Genomic DNA, 19,166 nt, shown 5'->3' with positions numbered 1-19,166 from the left:
CCGGGAAGACCGCGCGCCCGCCGGCCCGGCGCCGCCCCGCCTCGGCCACCAGGACCGCCAGCACGGCGCCCGCCAGCAGCGGCCGGTAAGCCCGGCGTGACAGCGCCACCCCCACGGCCGGCAGCACCGACAACGTCAGCGCCAGCCGGGCGGGCTGGGCCAGGTCGTCGTACGCCTGCCGCACCCGCTGCGACCAGAACCGCCCCGCCGAGCACGGCAGCCGGCGCACGTACAGGCCGGGCGCGCTCACCACCCTCCCGCCCCTGGCGCGCACCGTGCGGATCAACTCCAGGTTCTCGAACAGCACGTCGCCGTCGTAGCCGTCTTCCACGCACCCCCGCCGCACGCCCAGCGTCCCGGGGTAGTCGGCGCCGAGCGCCCGGTTCAGCAGGGTGCGGGCGGTGTCCCAGCGGGCGTGCCAGGGCAGCGGGTGGAAGTGGTTCTGCGGCCGTACCAGGTCGTGCTCACCCAGCAGCCGGCGCATCGCGGCCAGCCCCCGCTCGTCGTAGCGGACGTCGTCGTCGGCGATCACCACCCGCTCGTCGCGGGCCAGCCGGAGCCCGGTGAGCACGCCGTTGACCTTGCCGTTGGCGTACCGGAACCCCGGGTCGGGCGGCACGTGCACGGCGAGCCCCCGCCAGCGGCGGGCGTGCCGCGCGAACAGCGCGTCCGGGCTGCCGTCCACCACGATCACCCGCGCGCGCCGGGACAGCCACGCCAGGTACGCGGTCAGCTCGTCCAGCCCGTCGTCGTCCTCCCAGCGCAGCGGCAGCACATAGCCCAGCTCCGGGCCCGGCTCCGGGTCCGGCCTCGCGTCCAGCTCCGCGTCCAGCTCCGCGTCCGGCTCCGGGTCCTGCCGGGTGTCCGGTGCCGCGTCCCGTTGCCTGGCCATCAGGCGACCAGGTGCCCGATCGCCTCCAGCGAGGGCTCGCCGCGCTCCCAGCGGTCCATCACGTGCTCGGCCCAGAGCCGGTCCACGGTGAGCGCGCACGCGGCCCCGTACAGGATGTCGCCCGTGAGGGCCGGCTCGGCGGCGGCGAGCCCGCCGCACAGGTCGTGGGCGGCCACCTGCTCGTGCACGGCGTCGGCCTGCACGTGCTCGTCGTAGAACAGGGCGGTGGCCGCGTCGCAGCCGAGCCGGCGCACGCCGGCGGCGTAGCGGCGGTTGGGCAGCGAGGACGTCATCTCCAGCGCGGCGAGGTGCCCGGCGAGCGCGCCGCGCCGGCGCCGGTGCAGCCCGAACAGCGACATCACGTTGGAGACGGCGAGCGTGATGCCGGGCACCCTGTCCACGTAGGCGCCGTAGGCGTCGTCGAGCCCGAGGCCGCGCATGGTGGCGCGGAACAGCTCGGCGTGCATCCGCTCGGGCCGTCCACCGCCGTACTCGTCGGCCTGGATCTCGACCAGCGCCGCCTTGGCCCGGCCGTGCAGGCGCGGGATGGCCCAGGAGTGCGGGTCGGCCTCCTTGAGGTGGTAGATCGACCGGTGCGCGACGAACTCGCGGAACTGGTCGAGCGTGGCCGCGCGGCGCAGGTGACGCGAGAACGGCCCGTCGCCGTCGCCACAGAGGTCGGCGAGGGCGCGCCGCACCTGGTCGGGCGGCACCGGCCGGGGCCTCGGCACGGCCTCGGCCAGCGCGTCGTCGAGGTGGCGCTCCAGCTCGGCGCGGGCCCGCAGCAGCCCGGGGTCCCACTCCCACCGTTCGTCCACCTCCTCGAAGCCCCGGTAGTGGAGCTCGTAGCAGACGAACAGCGCGAGCTGCAGGTCGTCGTCGTGGAGCGAGGGCCCGGCGGGCGCGGGCAGGGACACCGGCCCGCCGATCGGTCCGGCGAGCGAAGGGAACAGGTGGGCCGTGATCGGGCCGCGGGCGGTTGGTAGACGCATCAGGGCGGTGAACTGCCCTGCCTCTCGGTGATCAAACGCTCACGGACACGGACACGGTCCCGCCGTCGACCCTGGTCCGGTAGACGGGCACCGCGACCGAGGGCTCGTCCAGGCAGTGCCCGGTGACCAGCGAGAACACCTGTTTGTGCAGCGGCGAGGCGACGGTCGGCTCACCCTTCCTGGTGCCGACGATCCCGCGCGACAGCACGTACGCCCCGCTGAACGGGTCGCGGTTGCCCAGCGCGTGCACCACGCCGTCGTGGGTGCGGAACAGCGCCACCTGCTCGCCGTCCACCAGCGCGCACACGCCGCGCTCGGGCAGCAGCGTGGCGTAGCCGCAGACGTTCACCCAGGTCATGACATCACCACCGGCTTGATCTGGTCTCTCTCGGTCTCGAACACGATGGACGGGTCGGGCACCCCCGGCGCGTTGACGAAGCTGACGAACCGGCTCAGCTTGTCCGGGTCCTCCAGCGTGGCCCGCCACTCGTCGGCATAGGCGGCGACGTGCCGCTCCATGTGCGCGTCCAGGTCGGCGCAGATGCCGAGCGCGTCGTCGACGATCACCGAGCGGAGGTAGCCGAGCCCGCCGTCGAGCGACTCCAGCCACGCGGACGTGCGCTGCAGCCGGTCGGCGGTGCGGATGTAGAACATCAGGAACCGGTCGATGGTCCTGACCAGCTCCTCGGTCGTCAGGTCGGCGGCGAACAGGTCGGCGTGCCGGGGCTTGAAGCCGCCGTTGCCGCCCACGTACAGGTTCCAGCCCTGTTCGGTGGCGATGACGCCGAAGTCCTTCGACCGGGCCTCGGCGCACTCGCGGGCGCAGCCGGAGACGGCCGACTTGAGCTTGTGCGGCGAGCGCAGCCCCCGGTAGCGCAGCTCCAGCGCGATGGCCAGGCCGACCGAGTCCTGCACCCCGTACCGGCACCAGGTCGAGCCGACGCACGACTTCACCGTGCGCAGCGCCTTGCCGTAGGCGTGGCCGGACTCGAACCCGGCGTCGACGAGCCGCCGCCAGATCTGCGGGAGCTGGTCGACGCGGGCGCCGAACAGGTCGATCCGCTGCCCGCCGGTGATCTTCGTGTAGAGGCCGAAGTCGCGGGCCACCTCGCCGATGACGATGAGCTTGTCGGGGGTGATCTCGCCGCCGGGGATGCGCGGCACGACCGAGTACGTGCCGTTCTTCTGGATGTTGGCGAGGAAGTGGTCGTTGGTGTCCTGCAGGGCGGCGTTCTCGCCCTCCAGGACGTGCCCGTGGTGCAGCGAGGCGAGGATGGAGGCGACGGCGGGCTTGCACACGTCGCAGCCGCGGCCCTGCCCGTGCTCGGCGATGAGCTGGGAGAAGGTGCCGATGCCGCGCACCCGGACGATGTCGAACAGCTCCGCCCGGGAGTGCTCGAAGTGCTCGCACAGTCCCTTGCCGGTCTCCACGCCGGCCTTCTCCAGCAGTTGCCTGAGCATCGGCACGCAGCTGCCGCACGTCGTGCCGGCGCGGGTGCACGCCTTGAGGCCGGCCACGTCGGCGCACCCCTGGCCGGTGATGGCGGAGCGGACGACCCCGGCGCTGACGTTGTTGCAGGAGCACACCTGGGCGTCGTCGGGCAGGTCCAGCTGGGCGCCGCCGCCGGTGAACAGCAGGTCGGCGGGGGGCGCGGGCAGCGGCTTGCCGACGTAGGGGCGCAGCGTGCCGTACGGGGAGGCGTCGCCGACGCAGATGCCGCCGAGCAGCGTGCCGGCGTCGTCGCTGATGAACAGCTTCTTGTAGACGCCGGCCACCGGGTCCATGTAGGTGACGTCGAGCGCCCCCTCCATGGCGCCGAACTGGGCCACCTCGACGCCGAGCAGCTTGAGCCTCGTGGACAGGTCGGCGCCGTCGAAGGTCGCGCCGCCGCCGGTGATCCGGTCGGCGGCGACCTCGGCCATGGTGAAGCACGGCCCGACGAGTCCGTACACCATGCCGTCGCGCACGGCGCACTCGCCGATGGCGTAGACGTGCGGGTCGGAGGTGCGCATGGCGGAGTCGACGACGACGCCGCCGCGCTCCCCCAGCGCCAGCCCGGACTCCCGGGCCAGCTCGTCGCGCGGCCTGATCCCCGCGGAGAAGACCACGACCTGGGCCTCGATCAGCGTGCCGGCCGGCGTGCGCAGCCCGGCCACCCGCCCGTCGTGGCCGGTCACGACCTCCTGGACGCCCGAGCCGGTGTGCACGCTCAGCCCGAGCGCCTCGATGTGGGCCTTGAGCACCGCGCCGCCGCCCTCGTCGACCTGGCGCGGCATGAGCCACGGGCTCATCTCCACGATGTGGGTGCGCAGCCCGAGCCCGCGCAGCGCGTCGGCGGCCTCCAGGCCGAGCAGCCCGCCGCCGACCACGACGCCGTCGGTGGCCTCCTTGGCCGCCAACCTGATCGCGTCGAGGTCGCCGATGGTGCGGTAGACGTGGGCGTGCTCCGCCCCGGGCACCGGCGGCACGAACGGCCGCGAGCCGGTGGCGAGCACCAGCACGTCGTACGGCTCCGGCTCGCCGCCTTCGACGGCCACCAGGCGGGCCCGCCGGTCGATGCCCGTGACGCGGCTGTTCAGCCTGGTCACCACGCCGGGCGGCACCGGGTAGGACAACTCTTCCGCCGCGACGCCGCTCAGGTAGGAGGTGAGCGCCACCCGGTCGTAGGCCGGCCTCGGCTCCTCCCCGATCACCGTGATGGCGCCGTCGAACCCCCGCTCCAGCAGGGCCTCCACGAGCCGGTGGGCGGCCGGGCCGTACCCGACCACGACGATCTTCCTCACGCCGGGACCCCTTCCTGTTCGCACAGCCAGCCGACGATCCCCGCCACCGCTTCCCGGCAGGTGCCGCAGCCGGTGGTGGCCCTGGTGGCGGCGGCCACGCCGGCCACGTCCTTCGCGCCCGCCTCCCAGCAGGCCCTGATCTGTCCCTTGGTCACGTTGTTGCAGTGGCACACCCTGGCCGCGTCGGGCATCAGCGTCGGGCTGTCCGCCCTGGCCGCCGACGCCGGGCCGGGGAACAGCAGCCCGGCCCGGTCGCCCGGCACCGGCCCGCCGCGGTCGTAGAGCTGGGTGAGGGTGCCGACGGCGTCGGTGTCGCCCAGCAGGATCGCGCCGACCAGCCGGTCGTCGCGGATGACGAGCTTGCGGTAGGTGCCCCGGGCCCGGTGGCTGAAGCGCACCACCTCGGCGTGCTCGTCGGTGAGGTGGGTCTCGCCCATCGCGGCCAGTTCGACGCTGCTCGCCTTGAGCCGGGTCACCAGCCGGGAGCCTCGGTAGCGGGACTTCCCGCCGGTGATCACGTCGGCGGCCACGGCGGCCTGCTCCCACGCCGGCGCCACCAGCCCGTACACGGTGCCGTCGTGCTCGGCGCACTCGCCGATGGCGAAGATGGACGGGTCGTCGGTGCGCAGCTCGTCGTCCACGACGACGCCGCGCCGCACCTCCAGCCCGGCCTCGGCGGCCAGGCCCGTGAGCGGGCGGACGCCGCAGGCGAGCACCACCAGGTCGCCCTCGACCAGCTCGCCGTCCGCCAGGCGGACCCCGTCCCGCTCGACGGCGGCGGCGCTGACGCCGGTCCGGGTCTCGACGCCCAGTGCGGCCAGCGTCTCGCCCAGCACCAGGCCCGCCTCCGGATCGAGCTGGCGCTCCATGAGGTGGCCGGCCAGGTGCAGCAGCGTCACGGGCAGCCCGCGCCCGGCCAGGCCGCGGGCCGCCTCGACGCCGAGCAGCCCGCCGCCGACGACCACCGCGCGGCGGCTGTCGGCGGCCGTCTTGACGATGCGGTCGCAGTCGTCGAGAGTGCGGAACGGGATGGCGCGCTCGACGCCGGGGATCGGCGGCACGATCGGCTCGCTGCCGGTGGCCAGCACGAGCAGGTCGTACGGCTCGCGCCGGCCGTCGGCGGTGTGCACGGCGCGCGACTCGCGGTCGATCCAGGCGACCGCGCCGCCGAGCACCGCCCGCACCCGGTGCGTGTCGTACCAGGACAGGTCGACCAGGCCGAGCTGGTCGGGCCTGGCCTGGCCGGCCAGCACGTTCGACAGCAGCACCCGGTTGTAGGGCCTGCCCTGTTCGGCGCCGAAGACGGTGACCGGCATCCGCGGGTCGCGCGCCCGCACCTCGCTGACCAGGCGCGCGCCGGCCATCCCGTTGCCGACGACGACGAGCCTCATGCGACCCGCTCCACCCGTACGGCGCAGACCTTGAACTCCGGCATCCGGGACGTGGGGTCGAGCGCCGGGTTGGTGATCCGGTTCGTCCCCTCCCAGTGAAACGGCATGAACACGGTGTCGCTCCTGATCGCGTCGCTGATCCTGGCCACGCCCCGGCCCTCGCCGCGCCTGCTGACGACCCGCACCAGGTCCCCCGCCCCGATGTCCAGCCGCCCGGCCAGGTCGGGGTGGAGCTCCACGTACGGTTCGGGCACGGCCTCGGCGAGCGGGGCGATCCTGCGGGTCTGCGCGCCGCTCTGGTAGTGCGCGAGCACGCGGCCCGTCGTGAGGTAGACGGGGTAGTCGTCGTCGATCTCCTCGGCGGGGCCCCGGTGCTCGACCGGCACGAACCTGGCCCGGCCGTCGGGGGTGGCGAAGGCGTCGAGGAACGGCCGCGGCGTGCCGGGATGGTCCGGCGACGGACACGGCCAGAACACCCCGGCTCCCGCCTCCCGCCCGCTCACCCCGCCCCTGGTGCGGTCGCCCGTGACTCGGGCGCCCGTGATGCGGTCGTACGTGATGCCGGAGTAGTCCGCCGGGCCGCCGGCGGAGGCGCGGCGCAGTTCGTCGAAGACCTCGCCCGGCTCGTCGGCGAAGTCGTGGCCGAGCCGGCGGGCCAGCGCGGCGATCACCTCCAGGTCGCTCCGCACGCCCGGCGGCGGCTCGACCGCCCGCCGCCGCAGCAGCACGCGGCCCTCCAGGTTGGTCATGGTGCCGGTCTCCTCGGCCCACTGCGTGACCGGGAAGACCACGTCGGCCAGCGCCGCCGTCTCCGACATGACCACGTCGCAGACGACGAGCAGGTCGAGCGACCGGATCCGCTCGGCGACCCGCGCGGAGTCGGGCGCCGACACCACCGGGTTGGAGCCGAACAGCAGCATCGCCTTCGGCCCCGCCGGCGTGCCGAGCGCGTCCAGCAGCTCGAACGCCGACCGGCCCGGTCCGGGCAGGTCGTCCGGTTCGACGCCCCACACGGCGGCGACGTGGGCGCGGGCCGCCGGGTCGTCGATCCTGCGGTAGCCGGGGAGCTGGTCGGCCTTCTGCCCGTGCTCCCTGCCTCCCTGGCCGTTGCCCTGCCCGGTGAGGCACCCGTACCCGGAGCCGAGGCGGCCGGGCAGGCCGAGCGCGAGCGCCAGGTTGACGAACGCGGTGACGGTGTCGGTGCCCTGGGCGTGCTGCTCGGCGCCGCGCCCGGTGAGCACGTACGCGTTCTTCGCGTACGCCAGCGCCCGCACGGCCTCGCGCATGCGCGGCACCGGCACGCCGGTGATCCGCTCCACCCGCTCCGGCCACCAGGCGGCCAGCGAGGTCCGCACCGCGTCGAACCCGCTGGTGCGCTCCTCGACGTACGCGACGTCCACCAGGTCCTCGGCGACGGCCAGGTGCAGCAGGCCGAGGGCGAGCGCCAGGTCGGTGCCTGGCGCGGGCCGCAGGTGCAGCCAGGCGAGCCTGGCGGTGGCGGTGCGGCGCGGGTCGACGACGACGAGCCGGGCCCCGGCCAGGTGGCGGACGAACGGCGGCATGGTCTCGGCCGGGTTGGCGCCGGCCAGCAGCACCACGTCCGCGCCGGCCAGGTCGGTGACGGGGAACGGCATCCCCCGGTCCATCCCGAACGCCCGGATGGAGGCGGCGGCGGCCGACGACATGCAGAAGCGGCCGTTGTAGTCGATCTGGCTGGTGCCGAGCGCGACCCGGGCGAACTTGCCGAGCAGGTACGCCTTCTCGTTGGTGAGACCGCCCCCGCCGAACACGGCCACGCCGTCGGGGCCGTGTTCGCGCCTGATGGCGGACAGCCGCCCGGCGACGTGGTCGAGCGCCACGTCCCAGGCGACCGGCCGCCCGTGCAGGAGCGGGCTGGTCAGGCGGGCGCCGTTGGTGAGCAGTTCGGCGGCCGTCCAGCCCTTCTGGCACAGCGCTCCGGCCGCGTTGGCCGGGACGTCGGTCCGCGGGGTGATGGTGATCTCCGGCCCGCTGACGCTGATCGCCATCCCGCACTGCAGCGCGCAGTACGGGCAGTGGGTCCTCACCGGCGCGTCCACGGGGTCAGACCCGCGCGTGGGCGAGGCTGGCCACCCGGGAGACGCCGACGGTGCGCAGGTAGCACCACCAGGTCAGGGCGGCGCAGCTCGCGTAGAAGACGCCGAAGGCCAGGAACGCGACCGCCGGGCTGCCGGTGGCGGCGAACGACATGCCGAACGCCCGGTTGATGAGGAACCCGCCGAGCGCGCCGACGGCGGAGATGATGCCGATGGCCGCGGACGCCTGCCGCTTGCCGTGCAGCAGCGCCGCCTCGTCGTCGCCCTTCTCGGCCACCGCCTTGGCCTGGAAGATCGCCGGGATCATCCGGTACGTGGAGCCGTTGCCGATGCCGGCGGTCAGGAACAGCGTCTGGAAGGCGAGGAAGAACAGCCAGAAACTGCCCGACGTGGACGCCGCCCAGACCAGCAGGACGCCGCCGCCCATGGCCGCGAAGTTCCACAGCGTGACCGGCGCCCCGCCGAGCCGGTCGGCCAGCCAGCCGCCGACCGGCCGGATCAGCGACCCGACCAGCGGCCCGGCGAACGCCACCGCGGCCCACGCCGAGTCCGGGAACAGGCTCGTGCTCAATAGCGGGAAGGCGGTCGAGTAGCCGATGAACGAGCCGAACGTGCCCACGTACAGGAACGACATCACCCACGTCTGGGCGCGGCCGGTCACCGCGAGCTGCTCGCGCGGGCTGGCCTTGGCGCTGGCCAGGTTGTCCATGAAGAACCACGCGCAGGCGGCGGCGATCACGATGAACGGCAGCCAGAACCACCCGGCGGCGGCCAGCCCGAACGCGCCGATCACCAGCGGCATGACGAGCTGCACCGAGCTGACGCCGATGTTGCCGCCGGCCGCGTTCAGGCCGAGCGCGACGCCCTGCTGGGCGCGCGGGTAGAAGTAGGTGATGTTGGCCATGCTGGAGGCGAAGTTCCCGCCGCCGACGCCGGCCGTGGCCGCGATCAGCAGGAACATCCAGTACGGCGTGCCCGGGTCGCTCACCGCCAGGCCGAGCAGCACGGCGGGGACGAGCAGCAGCAGCGCGCTGACGACGGTGAAGGTGCGCCCGCCGAACCTGGCCGGCCCGAACGTGTACGGCACCCGCAGCACCGACCCGATCAGGTTGGGCAGCGCGACGAGCCAGAAGAGCTGGTCGGTGGTGAAGGCGTAGGCGCCCATCTGGGCGGCCACGATGCTCCACAGGGTCCAGACGGTGAACCCGAGATGTTCGGCCAGGATCGAGAAGACCAGGTTGCGCCGGGCGACCTTCCGGCCGGTGGTCCGCCAGAAGGCCGCGTCGTCGGGATGCCATTCGGCTATCCAGCGCGCCATCATTCCTCCTACGTTCTGAGCTGACTCGAACGTAGGAATCCGGGGTTACGCACAAAGACGGATCGGCGCTGTGCGTTCGTTACCAGTAACTCACCCGGGCAACAGGCAATACATATGCGTCACAGCGGAAACACGCCGTTAACGAAGACCTCTGAAGAAGGCGCGGACGTCGCCGACCAGCAGCTCCGGCTCCTCCAGGGCGGCGAAGTGGCCGCCGGTCGCGAACTCGGTCCAGTGAACCACCTTGTCCATCTGCTCGGCCAGCTTCCGGATCGGCAGCACGATGTCGTGCGGGAAGACCGCGACGCCGAGCGGGGTGGGCGACGGCTGCGGCATCGACCAGGCGTGGGCGAACTCCCAGTAGATCTGCGCCGCCGAGTCGGCCGTGTTCGTCAGCCAGTAGAGCATGACGTTCGTGAGCAGCCGGTCCCGGTCCACCGGCCGGTCCGTCCAGTCGCGGAACTTCTCCGCGATCCAGGCGAGCTGCCCCACCGGCGAGTCGGCCAGCCCGAACCCGAGCGTCTGCGGCCGGGTCGACTGGATCGCCATGTAGCCGCCCCGGTCGCCGGTGAACTCCTCCAGCTTGGCGAGCCGCTCCTGGTCGTCCTCGCCGAAGTCGCCGACGTCGCCGGAGGGGAACGTCATGAGGTAGTTCACGTGGACGCCGATCACGTGCTCCGGGTCGATCAGCCCCAGCTCGCGGGAGATCCCGGACCCCCAGTCGCCGCCCTGCGCGCCGTAGCGCTCGTACCCGAGCCCGGCCATCAACGCGGCCCAGGCGCGGGCGATCCGGTTGAGGGTCCAGCCGGAGCTGGTCAGCGGGGCGGAGAAGCCGAAGCCGGGCACGGACGGGATCACCAGGTGGAAGGCGTCGGCCGGGTCGCCGCCGTGCGCCCGCGGGTCGGTCAGCGGCCCGATCATGTCGAGGAACTCGACGACCGAACCGGGCCAGCCGTGGGTGAGGACCAGCGGGGTGGCGTCCGGCTCGGGCGAGCGCACGTGCAGGAAGTGGACGTCCTGGCCGTCGATCTCGGTGACGTACTGGGGGTGGGCGTTGAGCCGGGCCTCGTGCGCCCGCCAGTCGTAGCCGGTGGCCCAGTACTCGGCCAGCTCGCGCAGCTCCGCGACCGTCATGCCGCGCTCGGGGCCCGCACCCGGGGTCTGTACGGGGTAACGCGTCCGGCTCAGCCGCTCGCGCAGGTCGTCGAGGTCGGCCTGGGGGATGTCGAGGTGGAACTCCCTGATCGTCATGGGCTCACCGTTCCAGGGAATGCGGCAGGATTTTTGCCGCTATTTCTAGAAAAATCAGGCCATGCTGGAAACTTCCGCGCGGCTGCTCCGCCTGCTGGCGCTCCTGCAGACCCGGCCTGTCTGGACCGGCGCCGACCTGGCCGAGCGCCTCCAGGTCAGCCCCCGGACGGTGCGCTACGACATCGGCAAGCTGCGCGGCCTCGGCTATCCGGTGCACGCCGCGCCGGGGGTGACCGGGGGTTACCGGCTCGGCGCCGGGGCGAAGTTGCCGCCGCTGCTCCTGGACGACGAGGAGGCGGTGGCGGTCGCGATCGGGCTGCGCACCGCCGGCGCGGTGGAGGGCATCGAGGAGACGTCCCTGCGCGCCCTGGCCAAGCTGGAGCAGGTGCTGCCCGACCGGCTGCGCCGCCGGGTGCGGGCGCTGCACGCGGCCACCGTGTCCCTGCCGCAGGGCGGGCCGGCGGTCTCCGCCGAGACGCTGACCACCGTCGCCGCCGCCTGCCGCGACCGGCACCGGCTGCGGTTCGGCTACCGGACGCACGACGGGGCCGAGCGGGTGCGGGACGTGGAGCCGTACCGGCTGGTGCACACCGGGCGGCGGTGGTACCTGATCGGCTGGGACGTGGACCGGGACGACTGGCGGACGTTCCGGGTCGACCGGATCGCGGTGCGGACGCCCGGCGGGCCGCGGTTCGCCCTCCGGGAGGAGCCGCCCGCGTCGATCGTGCCCCAGGGGGTCGACACGGCGCTGATGCGGTACCGGGCGCGCGTCACCGTGCACGCGCCCGTCTCCGCCATCGCACCCCACCTGCCGGAGTCGGTGCTCGTCGAGAGCGTGGACGAGCGGACGTGCGTGGTGCACGCGGGCGGCGAGACCCCGGCGCGGCTGGCGCTGCACATCCTCGCCCTGGACGCGGACTTCACCGTCGACGACCCCCCTGAGCTGCTGGAAGCCCTGCGGACCCTCTCGGCGCGTGCGGGGGTTACCTCTCCCGGGTCAGGGGAACAGCATTCACAGCAAGGGGGGACATCATGATCAAATCGCTCCACAAGATGGGCATCAAGTCAAATCACATGTATCTGGCAGGTCTCGGCTCCGTCGGCCTGGCCCTCGCCAGCTGGATGATGTCGAAGAACTACGAAGGCGCGGACCTGGATCGCGCCGACCGCTGGGGGATCTTCATCGGCGAGTGGGCGCCCACGTTCTTCGCCATAGGCGTCGCGCTCCGCATCGAGGAGACGCACCGTGAGCTCGACAAGGAGGGCCGCGACGAGCTGTACAACCAGAGCAGGACCACCGAACGGGTGCACGCCGGAACCGGAATGTGACTTCCGGGAAGGCCCGCAGCCCCGGGGGGACTGCGGGCCTTCCCGCTTGCGGGCGACGGATCAGCAGATCTTGTAGTCGCGCGCCGACGAGTTGTACGAGCAGGAGTCGACCAGCTTGCCCGCGGCGTTGCGCAGGTAGGCGGTGTCCCGGGTCTGGTTCCAGATGTAGGCGAAGGTTCCGCCGCCGCTCCTGCCCCAGTACAGGGTGGTGCCGGTGTCCTTGCCCCGGCCCGTGCGCAGGGTGATCGTCCTGCCGGGCTTGAGGGTTAACCTGCCGAAGGTGTAGACGTGGTCGGGCCGCTTCGTCTCGTCGCGGACGGTCCAGTCCTTGAGGTTGACGCTCGTCCTGCCGGTGTTCTTGAGCTGCACGTACTCGCCGTTCAGGCTCTTGTTCGCGCCGTTGTCCGGCGAGCCGGGCGAGTCGTAGTAGATCTTGGTGATCTTGACGGCCGGGCCCGCCGCGTGGGCGGGCTGTGACCCGGCGACCAGACCGGCGGCCAGCACGGCCGCGGTGGTGAGGGATCGGAGACGCATGGAGGCTCCAGGGGCGAAACAGGAAAATTGGACCGTGCCATCGTAAGGACGCCTCACGATCCCCCATGCCTGAACAGGTATCAGTTCGATGTACGGACCGGCCCGCTCAGTTCGAGGCGCGGGCCAGGCCGAACCGCTCCAGGGAGTCGCCGCTGAGGCGGTAGCGGACCCAGTCGTCGCAGGGGACGGCGCCGATGGACCGGTAGAAGTTGATCGATGGCTCGTTCCAGTCGAGCACGGACCATTCGAAGCGCTCGTACCCGCGCTCGACGCAGATCCGGGCCAGCTCGGCCAGGAGCGCCTTGCCGTGGCCGCCGCCGCGGTGCTGGGGGCGCACGTAGAGGTCCTCCAGATAGACGCCGTGGGTGCCGGTCCAGGTGGAGAAGCTCAGGAACCACAGCGCGAAGCCGACCACCTCGCCCCCGTCGTCCTCGGCCATGTGGGCGAAGACCTTGGGCTCGGGACCGAACAGCGCCCGGTGGAGCTGCTCCTCGGTGGCCCGCGCCTCGTCGAGCGCCTTCTCGTAGTCGGCCAGTTCGCGGATCATCTGGTGGATGGCGGGCACGTCAGCAGGGGTGGCAGAGCGAATCACGCCAACAGGGTAGGACATGTCGGCTACAGGACCAGATTGAGGACCAGGGTCAGGAGCACCGACAGCACGACCGACACGATGATCATGGTGAGGCAGCCCACGCCGCCGCCGAGCGGCCTGATGTCCCAGTTTCCGAATCTCATCCCGTGCAGCTGCCCCGAATAGATCGATCGATGTACGGGCGGATCAGTCCTCGCGACGAAGTCCGCCCCTGCCCGCGACGGCATCGTGGAAAGGGTGGACGGTAACCGGATCGAAGCACTGGACGTGCTCAGGGGCGTCGCCATCGCGGGCACGCTCGGCACAACATCTGGATTTTCACCTCGAGCGGGGGCCGATGGAGGCCGCGTGGCAGTGGGCCTACCGGCTGCCCCGGACCGCGCGGACGCCCGCGCGGTCCGGCTCCGCCTAGACCAGGCGGACCACGCGCAGCAGGTACTCCTTCCGGTCGCGCGGGTCGTGGCCGACGCGGCGGCGGGACGGCGGCGGTCCGGACACCCGCTGGTAGCGGTCGAAGGCGGTCTCCAGGACGCCTTCGCCGCGGGTCAGCGCGGGCAGCGCCCGCTCCAGCTCGTGGACCCGCGCCGCCGGCACCGTACCGTCGATCACATACGCGTCACCGCGCGGCAGCGAGCCGGCCGGCACGGCGCGCAGCCGGGACAGCACCGGCAGCACGCCGCCGAGCAGGTCGGCGGGGATCTCCAGGTGGAAGCGGTGCAGCGGCTCGTGCACGCGGGTGCCGGCCCGCTTGAGCGCGTCCATCAGCACCAGCGGCGTCAGGTCGCGGAAGTCGCCGGCGGTGCTGGACATGCTCTTGTCGAACACGCCGTGGGAGTGGCTCTGCCGCGCCCAGTAGCCGGTGTGGGTGAGGGTGACCATGCAGTCGATCACCTCCCAGCCGTGCAGGCCCTGCCGCAGCGTCTGCCGCGCCGTCTCCTCGACGGCGCGCATGAACGTGTGCGGCATCGACCCCGGCTCCACCTCCAGCCGGAACGTCACCCCCGACCCGATCGGGCCGGGTTCGACGCGCAGCCCGACGGTGCCGAGGAACGGGTTGCCGTCCTGGGCGATGACCTCGACCGCGGAGCCGGTGCCGGCCGGGCGTTCGACGCAGATCACGGTGGTCTCCTCGAACGTGACCTCCAGCCCGTACTCCTCGGCCAGCGTCTGCTGGATCACCTCCTTCTGCACCTCCCCGTACAGGGACACGGAGGTCTCCCGCCGGACGTCGTCCTGCCGCAGGCCGATCAGGGGGTCCTGCTCGGCGAGCTGGGTGAGCGCGGCGTGCAGGGCGCCCCGGTCGGCGGCCCGCGCGGGCACGACCACGGTCTCCAGCGAGGGCGGCGGGAAGTGACGGCGGGCCGGGCCGCGAGCCGGGCCGACACGGTCACCCACGCGGACGCGGCCGAGTCCTGACAGCAGCCCGATCCGCCCCGCGCCGACCGCGTCCGCCCGGACCGCCGCGCCCCGGTCGAACACGGCGATCGCGGTCACCTTGCCGTGGCCGGGCAGGGTGTCGCGGACCCGGAGCGTCCCGGAGAACATGCGGACGTAGGCGAGCCGCTCCCCCGCCGGCCCGCGTTCGACCTTGAACACGACGCCCGACGGCGGGCCGCTCTCGTCACGCTCCGCGGCGGGCAGCAGGTCGCGCACGCCCTCCATGAGCGCGGGCACGCCCGCCCCGGTGATGGCCGAGCCGAAGAACACCGGGTGCGCCAGGCCGGCGCGGGCCTGGCGGGTGAGCGCGCGGCGCAACCGGCCGGCCGTGACGGGCCGGTCGTCGACGTACGCGGCGAGCAGGGTCTCGTCGTGGTCGGCGAGCAGTTCGGCCAGGCGCGGGTCGGCGGCCGGGGTGACGGCGGCGGCGCGGGTGCCGAGGCCGGTGACGGCCGACAGGGCGACGCTCGACGGGGCGAGCCGGTCCCTGATGCCGTCGAGGACCTCGCCGTACGCCGCGCCGCGACGGTCGATCTTGTTGACGAAGATCAGGGTGGGCAGGCGGAGCCGCCGCAGCGTCCGCATGAGCACCCGGGTCTGGGCCTGCACGCCCTCGACGGCGGAGATCACGAGCACGGCGCCGTCGAGCACGTCCAGCACGCGTTCGACCTCGGCGATGAAGTCGGGGTGGCCCGGCGTGTCGATCAAGTTGACGGTCACGTCGCCGATGGGGAAGGAGACGACGGCGGATCTGATCGTGATGCCGCGCCGGCGTTCGAGCGCGAGGGTGTCGGTGCGGGTGCTGCCCGCGTCGACGCTGCCGAGTTCGTCGATGACTCCCGCGGCGTGCAGCAGCCGCTCGGTCAGGCTCGTCTTACCGACGTCGACATGGGCGAGGATCCCGAGACTGAGTGTTTTCACGGAGCGTCATGTCCTGTGCGTAGAAGGTCGTCTTCGGCGGGATGGACATGAAAGTCGCTCGCATTGTTGCTCCTGGTTTCGGGTTACGGGTCCGTCGTTCAGCTCAGCAGAGAGACGGACGCCCTCTCAACCCGTTTAAATCCGACATTTCGCAAATCTGACTCATGGGACGAAATTTTGTGATATGAAATGTCATGGAGATCCTGGGAGGTAGCGCGCGACGAAGGCCCCGGTATGAGCAAGGACCGGGGCCTTTCGCGTACGCCCGTCAGTCGCCGTTGAGCACCGGCATGATCCACTTTAGTGTGCCGGTGCGCAGCGCCTCCTCGGCCAGGCGCTTGCCGGTGGGCGTCCTCAGCGCGGCCAGCGAGCTGTCGATCCACGGCTGCACGTTCTGGTTGCCCTGCTCGCGGTACTCCACCGCCTGGATCAGGCACTCCAGCTTGTCCGCGTCACGCGCGCACACCGCCTCCAGGCTGGCCTTCTCCTCGTACTCCCGGACGGCGTCACTCACCATCCCGGCCACCTCCCCCGGCAGGGCGCGCGTCTGGTCGGCGGTGACCTCCTCGTTGGAGGCCGGCTTGAGGTACCGCTTGCCGATGTACGGGATGTCGGTGATGCGGGTTTCCTGCGTGTCGTGGAAGAGGCTCATGAACGCGGCCCGTTCCGGGTTGCCGCCCTCCAGCTTGGCGATCATGCCGGCGATGACGGCGGTGCGGAAGGAGTGGTCGGCGATGCTCTCCGGATCGCGCACCCCGGCCACCAGCCAGCCGGTGCGCCTGTAGCGCTTGAGCAGCCCGAACTCGTACATCAGCCCCGCCACTCCCGCAAGCTCGCCCGCCACGATGATCCCCCTCCGTCCTCGTCCGGCCCTTGGGCGTAGACCCGTGCCCGCCCGCGAGCGAGCGGAAACCCCGTGGCGGCCGATCCGACCAGGCCCGCCGCGGCGCTGATCCGGTACGCCGCGTCTTTGCGGCAGTCCCGTTTTCCGTCACGAAGGCGCCGGGGACAGGTTCGCCGCCCGTGGCGGGGGTAGCGCCCTGACATGTCCAGCATGTCCACGCGCCTGCTCGCCTGCGCCGCCGCCCTCACCCTGGCCGCGACCGGGTGCTCCAGCTCGCTCGACGACAACGACCCCGCCCGCCTGCACCTGCCCGGGAACGACGGGGCGAACGGGGACGTGCGGGGAATGCACGTGCGCAACGCGTTCCTGCTCGGCGACTCGACCACCGCCTCGCCCACGGCCTCGCCCACGGCGTCACCCGCGGGGTCACCCGCGGGGTCACCCGCGGGGTCACCCCCAGGATCCCCGACGGCATCCCCGACGAATTCACCCACCGGCTCACCGGGTGCCGGGTCGTCCGGTGAGCAGGCTCTGTACGCCGTGCTGATCAACGACCGCAAGGAGCCCGACCGGCTGGAGCGGGTCACCGTGGAGGGCGGCGGGACCGTCCGCCTGGTGGCGCCGGTCGAGCTGCGCCCCAACGAGGCCGGCAGCAGCGCGGAACGGCCCATCGGCATGGCCGGCGGCATCAGCGGCAGCTACGTGCCGATGACGTTCGTCTTCCGCGACGCGGGCCAGATGCGGCTGATGGTGCCGGTGCTGCCGCGGGACGGCCAGTACGCCACCCTGCCCGCGTCGCCCTCGGGCACCCCGACGCCCACGTCCAGCCCTTCGCCCAGGCAGTCGGGCCCGACGCTCAAGCCGACCCTCCCGCCGGAGCACGCCACCCGCGAACCGGACTGATCAGGGCCGGCCCGGCGGGGCGAACCGCGCCTTCCAGTCGCCCGCCAGGGCCCTCTCCTGCCAGGACCGGGCGTACGAGGGCGCCGGCAGGCTCCGGTGGACCAGGACGACCCGCTCGCCCGCGGCGGCCGCCTGCCTGACCCGCGCCGGCGGCCGGGCGCCGAAGCGCTGCATGACGCCGTGCGAGCGGCAGCCCAGCTGGTAGCCGAGCTGCACCCCCGACTGCCCGTACACCAGGCACGGCGGGCGCACGCCGAGCCGCCGCAGTTCCTCGCCCGCCAGCCGGATCTCCTCGCGGGTCTCGCGCGCGTTCCCGGCCATGCGGTGCGCGTACGCGCCCTGCAGGGCCAGGTGGGCGAGCACCCCCGCCGCCGCGAGCGCGGCCAGTGGCCCGCGCGTCCGCGCCAGGCCGATCGCCGCCTCCGCGACCGGCAGCGCCAGCAGCGCGTACGCGGGCATGAGGAAGCGCGGGGCCGCGTAGTCCACGTAGAACAGGTACGGCAGCGCGACGGCCAGCCCGGTGACCGCGGCCAGGGCGACCGGCGCCGCCCGATGCCGCCGCCAGGCCCACCACACCCCGAGCGCGGCCATCGCGGGGATCGCCAGCCACCAGATCAGCGCGACCGGCGACACGTCCCCGCACGGCGTCCCGAACCGGCAGAGCGACGGCCCGTCCAGGGCGCGCGCGTGCTCGGCGACCGACAGGGTCAGCCCGGTCAGGTTGGCTCCCTCGGCGGCCCGCATCCGCTCGGCGATCCCGCCGTAGGAGGTCACCGCCTCGGCCAGCCACTGCCCCCAGCCCACGGCCAGGCCGACGGCGACGGCGGCGAGCAGCGGCAGCCGCCGCCGGGTGAACAGCGCCGCGACGCCCAGCGGCGCCGCGGCGACCACCGCGTCGGACGGCCGCATGAGCGACACCACCGAGAACGCGGCCGCCAGCCCCGTCAGCGCCGCGGCCGAGCCGGTCCGCGCGGCGAGCACGAAGAACCCGGTGGCCGCGACCGCGCCGAGCGCCACGTACAGGTTGGGCATGGCCTCGTTGCCGTAGAACAGCGACAGCCAGCAGGACGCGAAGAGCAGGGCGGCCAGCGGCACCCAGGGGCCGGAGCGCACCCGCAGCCAGACCGCGAACGCGCCGACCAGGGCCAGTGACGACACCGCCGTCAGGTACAGCCGCAGGGCCGGCACCGAATCGGTGACCGCCACGACGGGCGCCACCAGCAGCGGCACCCCGCGAGCCCGGGGCGCGCTGAACACGGCGGGCGGCGCGTGCGCGGCGTACTGGCTGGCGTAGACGGTCTCGTCCCAGCCGATCCCCGTCCACGGCGACACGATGACCAGTTGCGCGACCGCGTACAGGATCCCCACGAGGACCAGCGACAGCAGGGGCGCGGGCACGGGCAGACGCCGGGGCGTGAGGGCGGGCACGCGCGGGCGGGTGACGGTCATGGCGGCTCCGAACGATCGATCCGAGCCGGTCCGTACCCGGGCGTTCACCCGCCGAATGCCTGGTCAGCGGCAGGGTTCGCCCTACCATGGGTAACGACACCCATCACGACGAGAGAGCTTAAATGATCTTCATCACCGCCAAGTTCCGCGTCCGTCCCGAGTCGGCCGACCGGTGGGCCGAGATCACCTCGGAGTTCACCGAGGCCACCCGCGCCGAGCCCGGCTGCCTGTGGTTCGACTGGTCGCGCAGCCTGGCCGACCCGAACGAGTACGTGCTGGTGGAGGCGTTCAGGGACGACGAGGCGGGGGCCGCGCACGTCCAGTCGGACCACTTCCGCCAGGCGCAGCGGGACCTGCCTCCGCATCTGGCGGAGACGCCGAGGATCGTCAACGTCACCGTCCCGCAGGACGACTGGTCGCTCCTGGGCGAGATGGCGGTCGACTGACCCCGGTC

The 19,166-nt window shown here is 72.9% G+C and carries 17 protein-coding genes; 4 read left to right on the top strand and 13 right to left on the bottom strand.

Annotated features, from left to right (window positions below; translation table 11 throughout):
* The 8 genes from OUY22_RS27695 to OUY22_RS27660 all read right to left on the bottom strand — a co-directional run.
* Positions 1-892: glycosyltransferase (locus OUY22_RS27695; RefSeq protein WP_270158115.1), on the bottom strand; the 892-nt coding region annotated here is incomplete at its 3' end.
* Positions 892-1,884, bottom strand: a complete 993-nt coding sequence (locus OUY22_RS27690) for an iron-containing redox enzyme family protein (protein WP_270158114.1) — start codon at positions 1,882-1,884, stop codon at positions 892-894. The genes OUY22_RS27690 and OUY22_RS27695, both read right to left, overlap by 1 nt.
* A gap of 31 nt (positions 1,885-1,915) precedes the next feature.
* Entirely contained in the window at positions 1,916-2,242 is a 327-nt protein-coding gene (gene nirD / locus OUY22_RS27685; RefSeq protein ID WP_270158113.1) for a nitrite reductase small subunit NirD, read from the bottom strand.
* On the bottom strand, positions 2,239-4,668 hold the full coding sequence (gene nirB, locus OUY22_RS27680; protein WP_270158112.1) for a nitrite reductase large subunit NirB: 2,430 nt from the start codon (positions 4,666-4,668) through the stop codon (positions 2,239-2,241). Before nirB ends, nirD begins: the two co-directional genes overlap by 4 nt.
* Positions 4,665-6,059, bottom strand: coding sequence for an FAD-dependent oxidoreductase (locus tag OUY22_RS27675; protein ID WP_270158111.1), 1,395 nt, complete (start codon positions 6,057-6,059; stop codon positions 4,665-4,667). The genes nirB and OUY22_RS27675 overlap by 4 nt, the downstream gene beginning before the upstream one ends.
* On the bottom strand, positions 6,056-8,137 hold the full coding sequence (locus tag OUY22_RS27670; protein ID WP_270158110.1) for a molybdopterin oxidoreductase family protein: 2,082 nt from the start codon (positions 8,135-8,137) through the stop codon (positions 6,056-6,058). Before OUY22_RS27670 ends, OUY22_RS27675 begins: the two co-directional genes overlap by 4 nt.
* Positions 8,138-8,141: 4 nt before the next feature.
* A complete protein-coding gene (locus OUY22_RS27665) occupies positions 8,142-9,452 on the bottom strand; it encodes an MFS transporter (protein WP_270158109.1) in 1,311 nt (436 codons plus the stop codon).
* Between the two features lie 138 nt (positions 9,453-9,590).
* Positions 9,591-10,703, bottom strand: a complete 1,113-nt coding sequence (locus OUY22_RS27660) for an epoxide hydrolase family protein (RefSeq protein ID WP_270158108.1) — start codon at positions 10,701-10,703, stop codon at positions 9,591-9,593.
* Between the two features lie 61 nt (positions 10,704-10,764).
* On the opposite strand from OUY22_RS27660, the gene OUY22_RS27655 reads away from it, so the two are divergent.
* A complete protein-coding gene (locus OUY22_RS27655; RefSeq protein WP_270158107.1) occupies positions 10,765-11,739 on the top strand; it encodes a helix-turn-helix transcriptional regulator in 975 nt (324 codons plus the stop codon).
* A gap of 38 nt (positions 11,740-11,777) precedes the next feature.
* The gene (locus tag OUY22_RS27650) at positions 11,778-12,032 is read left to right on the top strand and encodes a hypothetical protein (protein WP_270158106.1); all 255 of its coding nucleotides are present in this window, start codon (positions 11,778-11,780) and stop codon (positions 12,030-12,032) included.
* 60 nt (positions 12,033-12,092) lie between these two features.
* On the opposite strand, the gene OUY22_RS27645 is transcribed toward OUY22_RS27650, so the two are convergent.
* The 4 genes from OUY22_RS27645 to OUY22_RS27630 form a co-directional block, all read right to left on the bottom strand.
* On the bottom strand, positions 12,093-12,566 hold the full coding sequence (locus OUY22_RS27645; protein WP_270158105.1) for a lamin tail domain-containing protein: 474 nt from the start codon (positions 12,564-12,566) through the stop codon (positions 12,093-12,095).
* A 106-nt stretch (positions 12,567-12,672) separates the two neighbouring features.
* Entirely contained in the window at positions 12,673-13,158 is a 486-nt protein-coding gene (locus OUY22_RS27640) for a GNAT family N-acetyltransferase (protein WP_270158104.1), read from the bottom strand.
* A gap of 408 nt (positions 13,159-13,566) precedes the next feature.
* Complete coding sequence (locus tag OUY22_RS27635; protein ID WP_270158103.1) at positions 13,567-15,516, bottom strand: elongation factor G; 1,950 nt, start codon at positions 15,514-15,516, stop codon at positions 13,567-13,569.
* A gap of 268 nt (positions 15,517-15,784) precedes the next feature.
* The gene (locus tag OUY22_RS27630; RefSeq protein ID WP_270158116.1) at positions 15,785-16,327 is read right to left on the bottom strand and encodes an HD domain-containing protein; all 543 of its coding nucleotides are present in this window, start codon (positions 16,325-16,327) and stop codon (positions 15,785-15,787) included.
* 243 nt (positions 16,328-16,570) lie between these two features.
* Between OUY22_RS27630 and OUY22_RS27625 the strand changes: the two genes are divergently transcribed.
* A complete protein-coding gene (locus OUY22_RS27625) occupies positions 16,571-17,263 on the top strand; it encodes a hypothetical protein (protein WP_270158102.1) in 693 nt (230 codons plus the stop codon).
* Here OUY22_RS27625 and OUY22_RS27620 read toward each other — a convergent pair whose 3' ends face one another.
* On the bottom strand, positions 17,264-18,712 hold the full coding sequence (locus OUY22_RS27620; protein ID WP_270158101.1) for a hypothetical protein: 1,449 nt from the start codon (positions 18,710-18,712) through the stop codon (positions 17,264-17,266).
* Between the two features lie 122 nt (positions 18,713-18,834).
* Here OUY22_RS27620 and OUY22_RS27615 point away from each other — a divergent pair, with 122 nt between their 5' ends.
* Positions 18,835-19,158, top strand: a complete 324-nt coding sequence (locus OUY22_RS27615; RefSeq protein WP_270158100.1) for a putative quinol monooxygenase — start codon at positions 18,835-18,837, stop codon at positions 19,156-19,158.
* Positions 19,159-19,166 lie beyond the last annotated feature (8 nt).

Source organism: Nonomuraea corallina, assembly GCF_027620315.1.
In the GTDB taxonomy this organism is placed as follows: Bacteria; Actinomycetota; Actinomycetes; order Streptosporangiales; family Streptosporangiaceae; genus Nonomuraea; species Nonomuraea corallina.
Note: the sequence above shows the minus strand (reverse complement) of the source record. Positions and strands in the feature narration are given on the sequence as shown.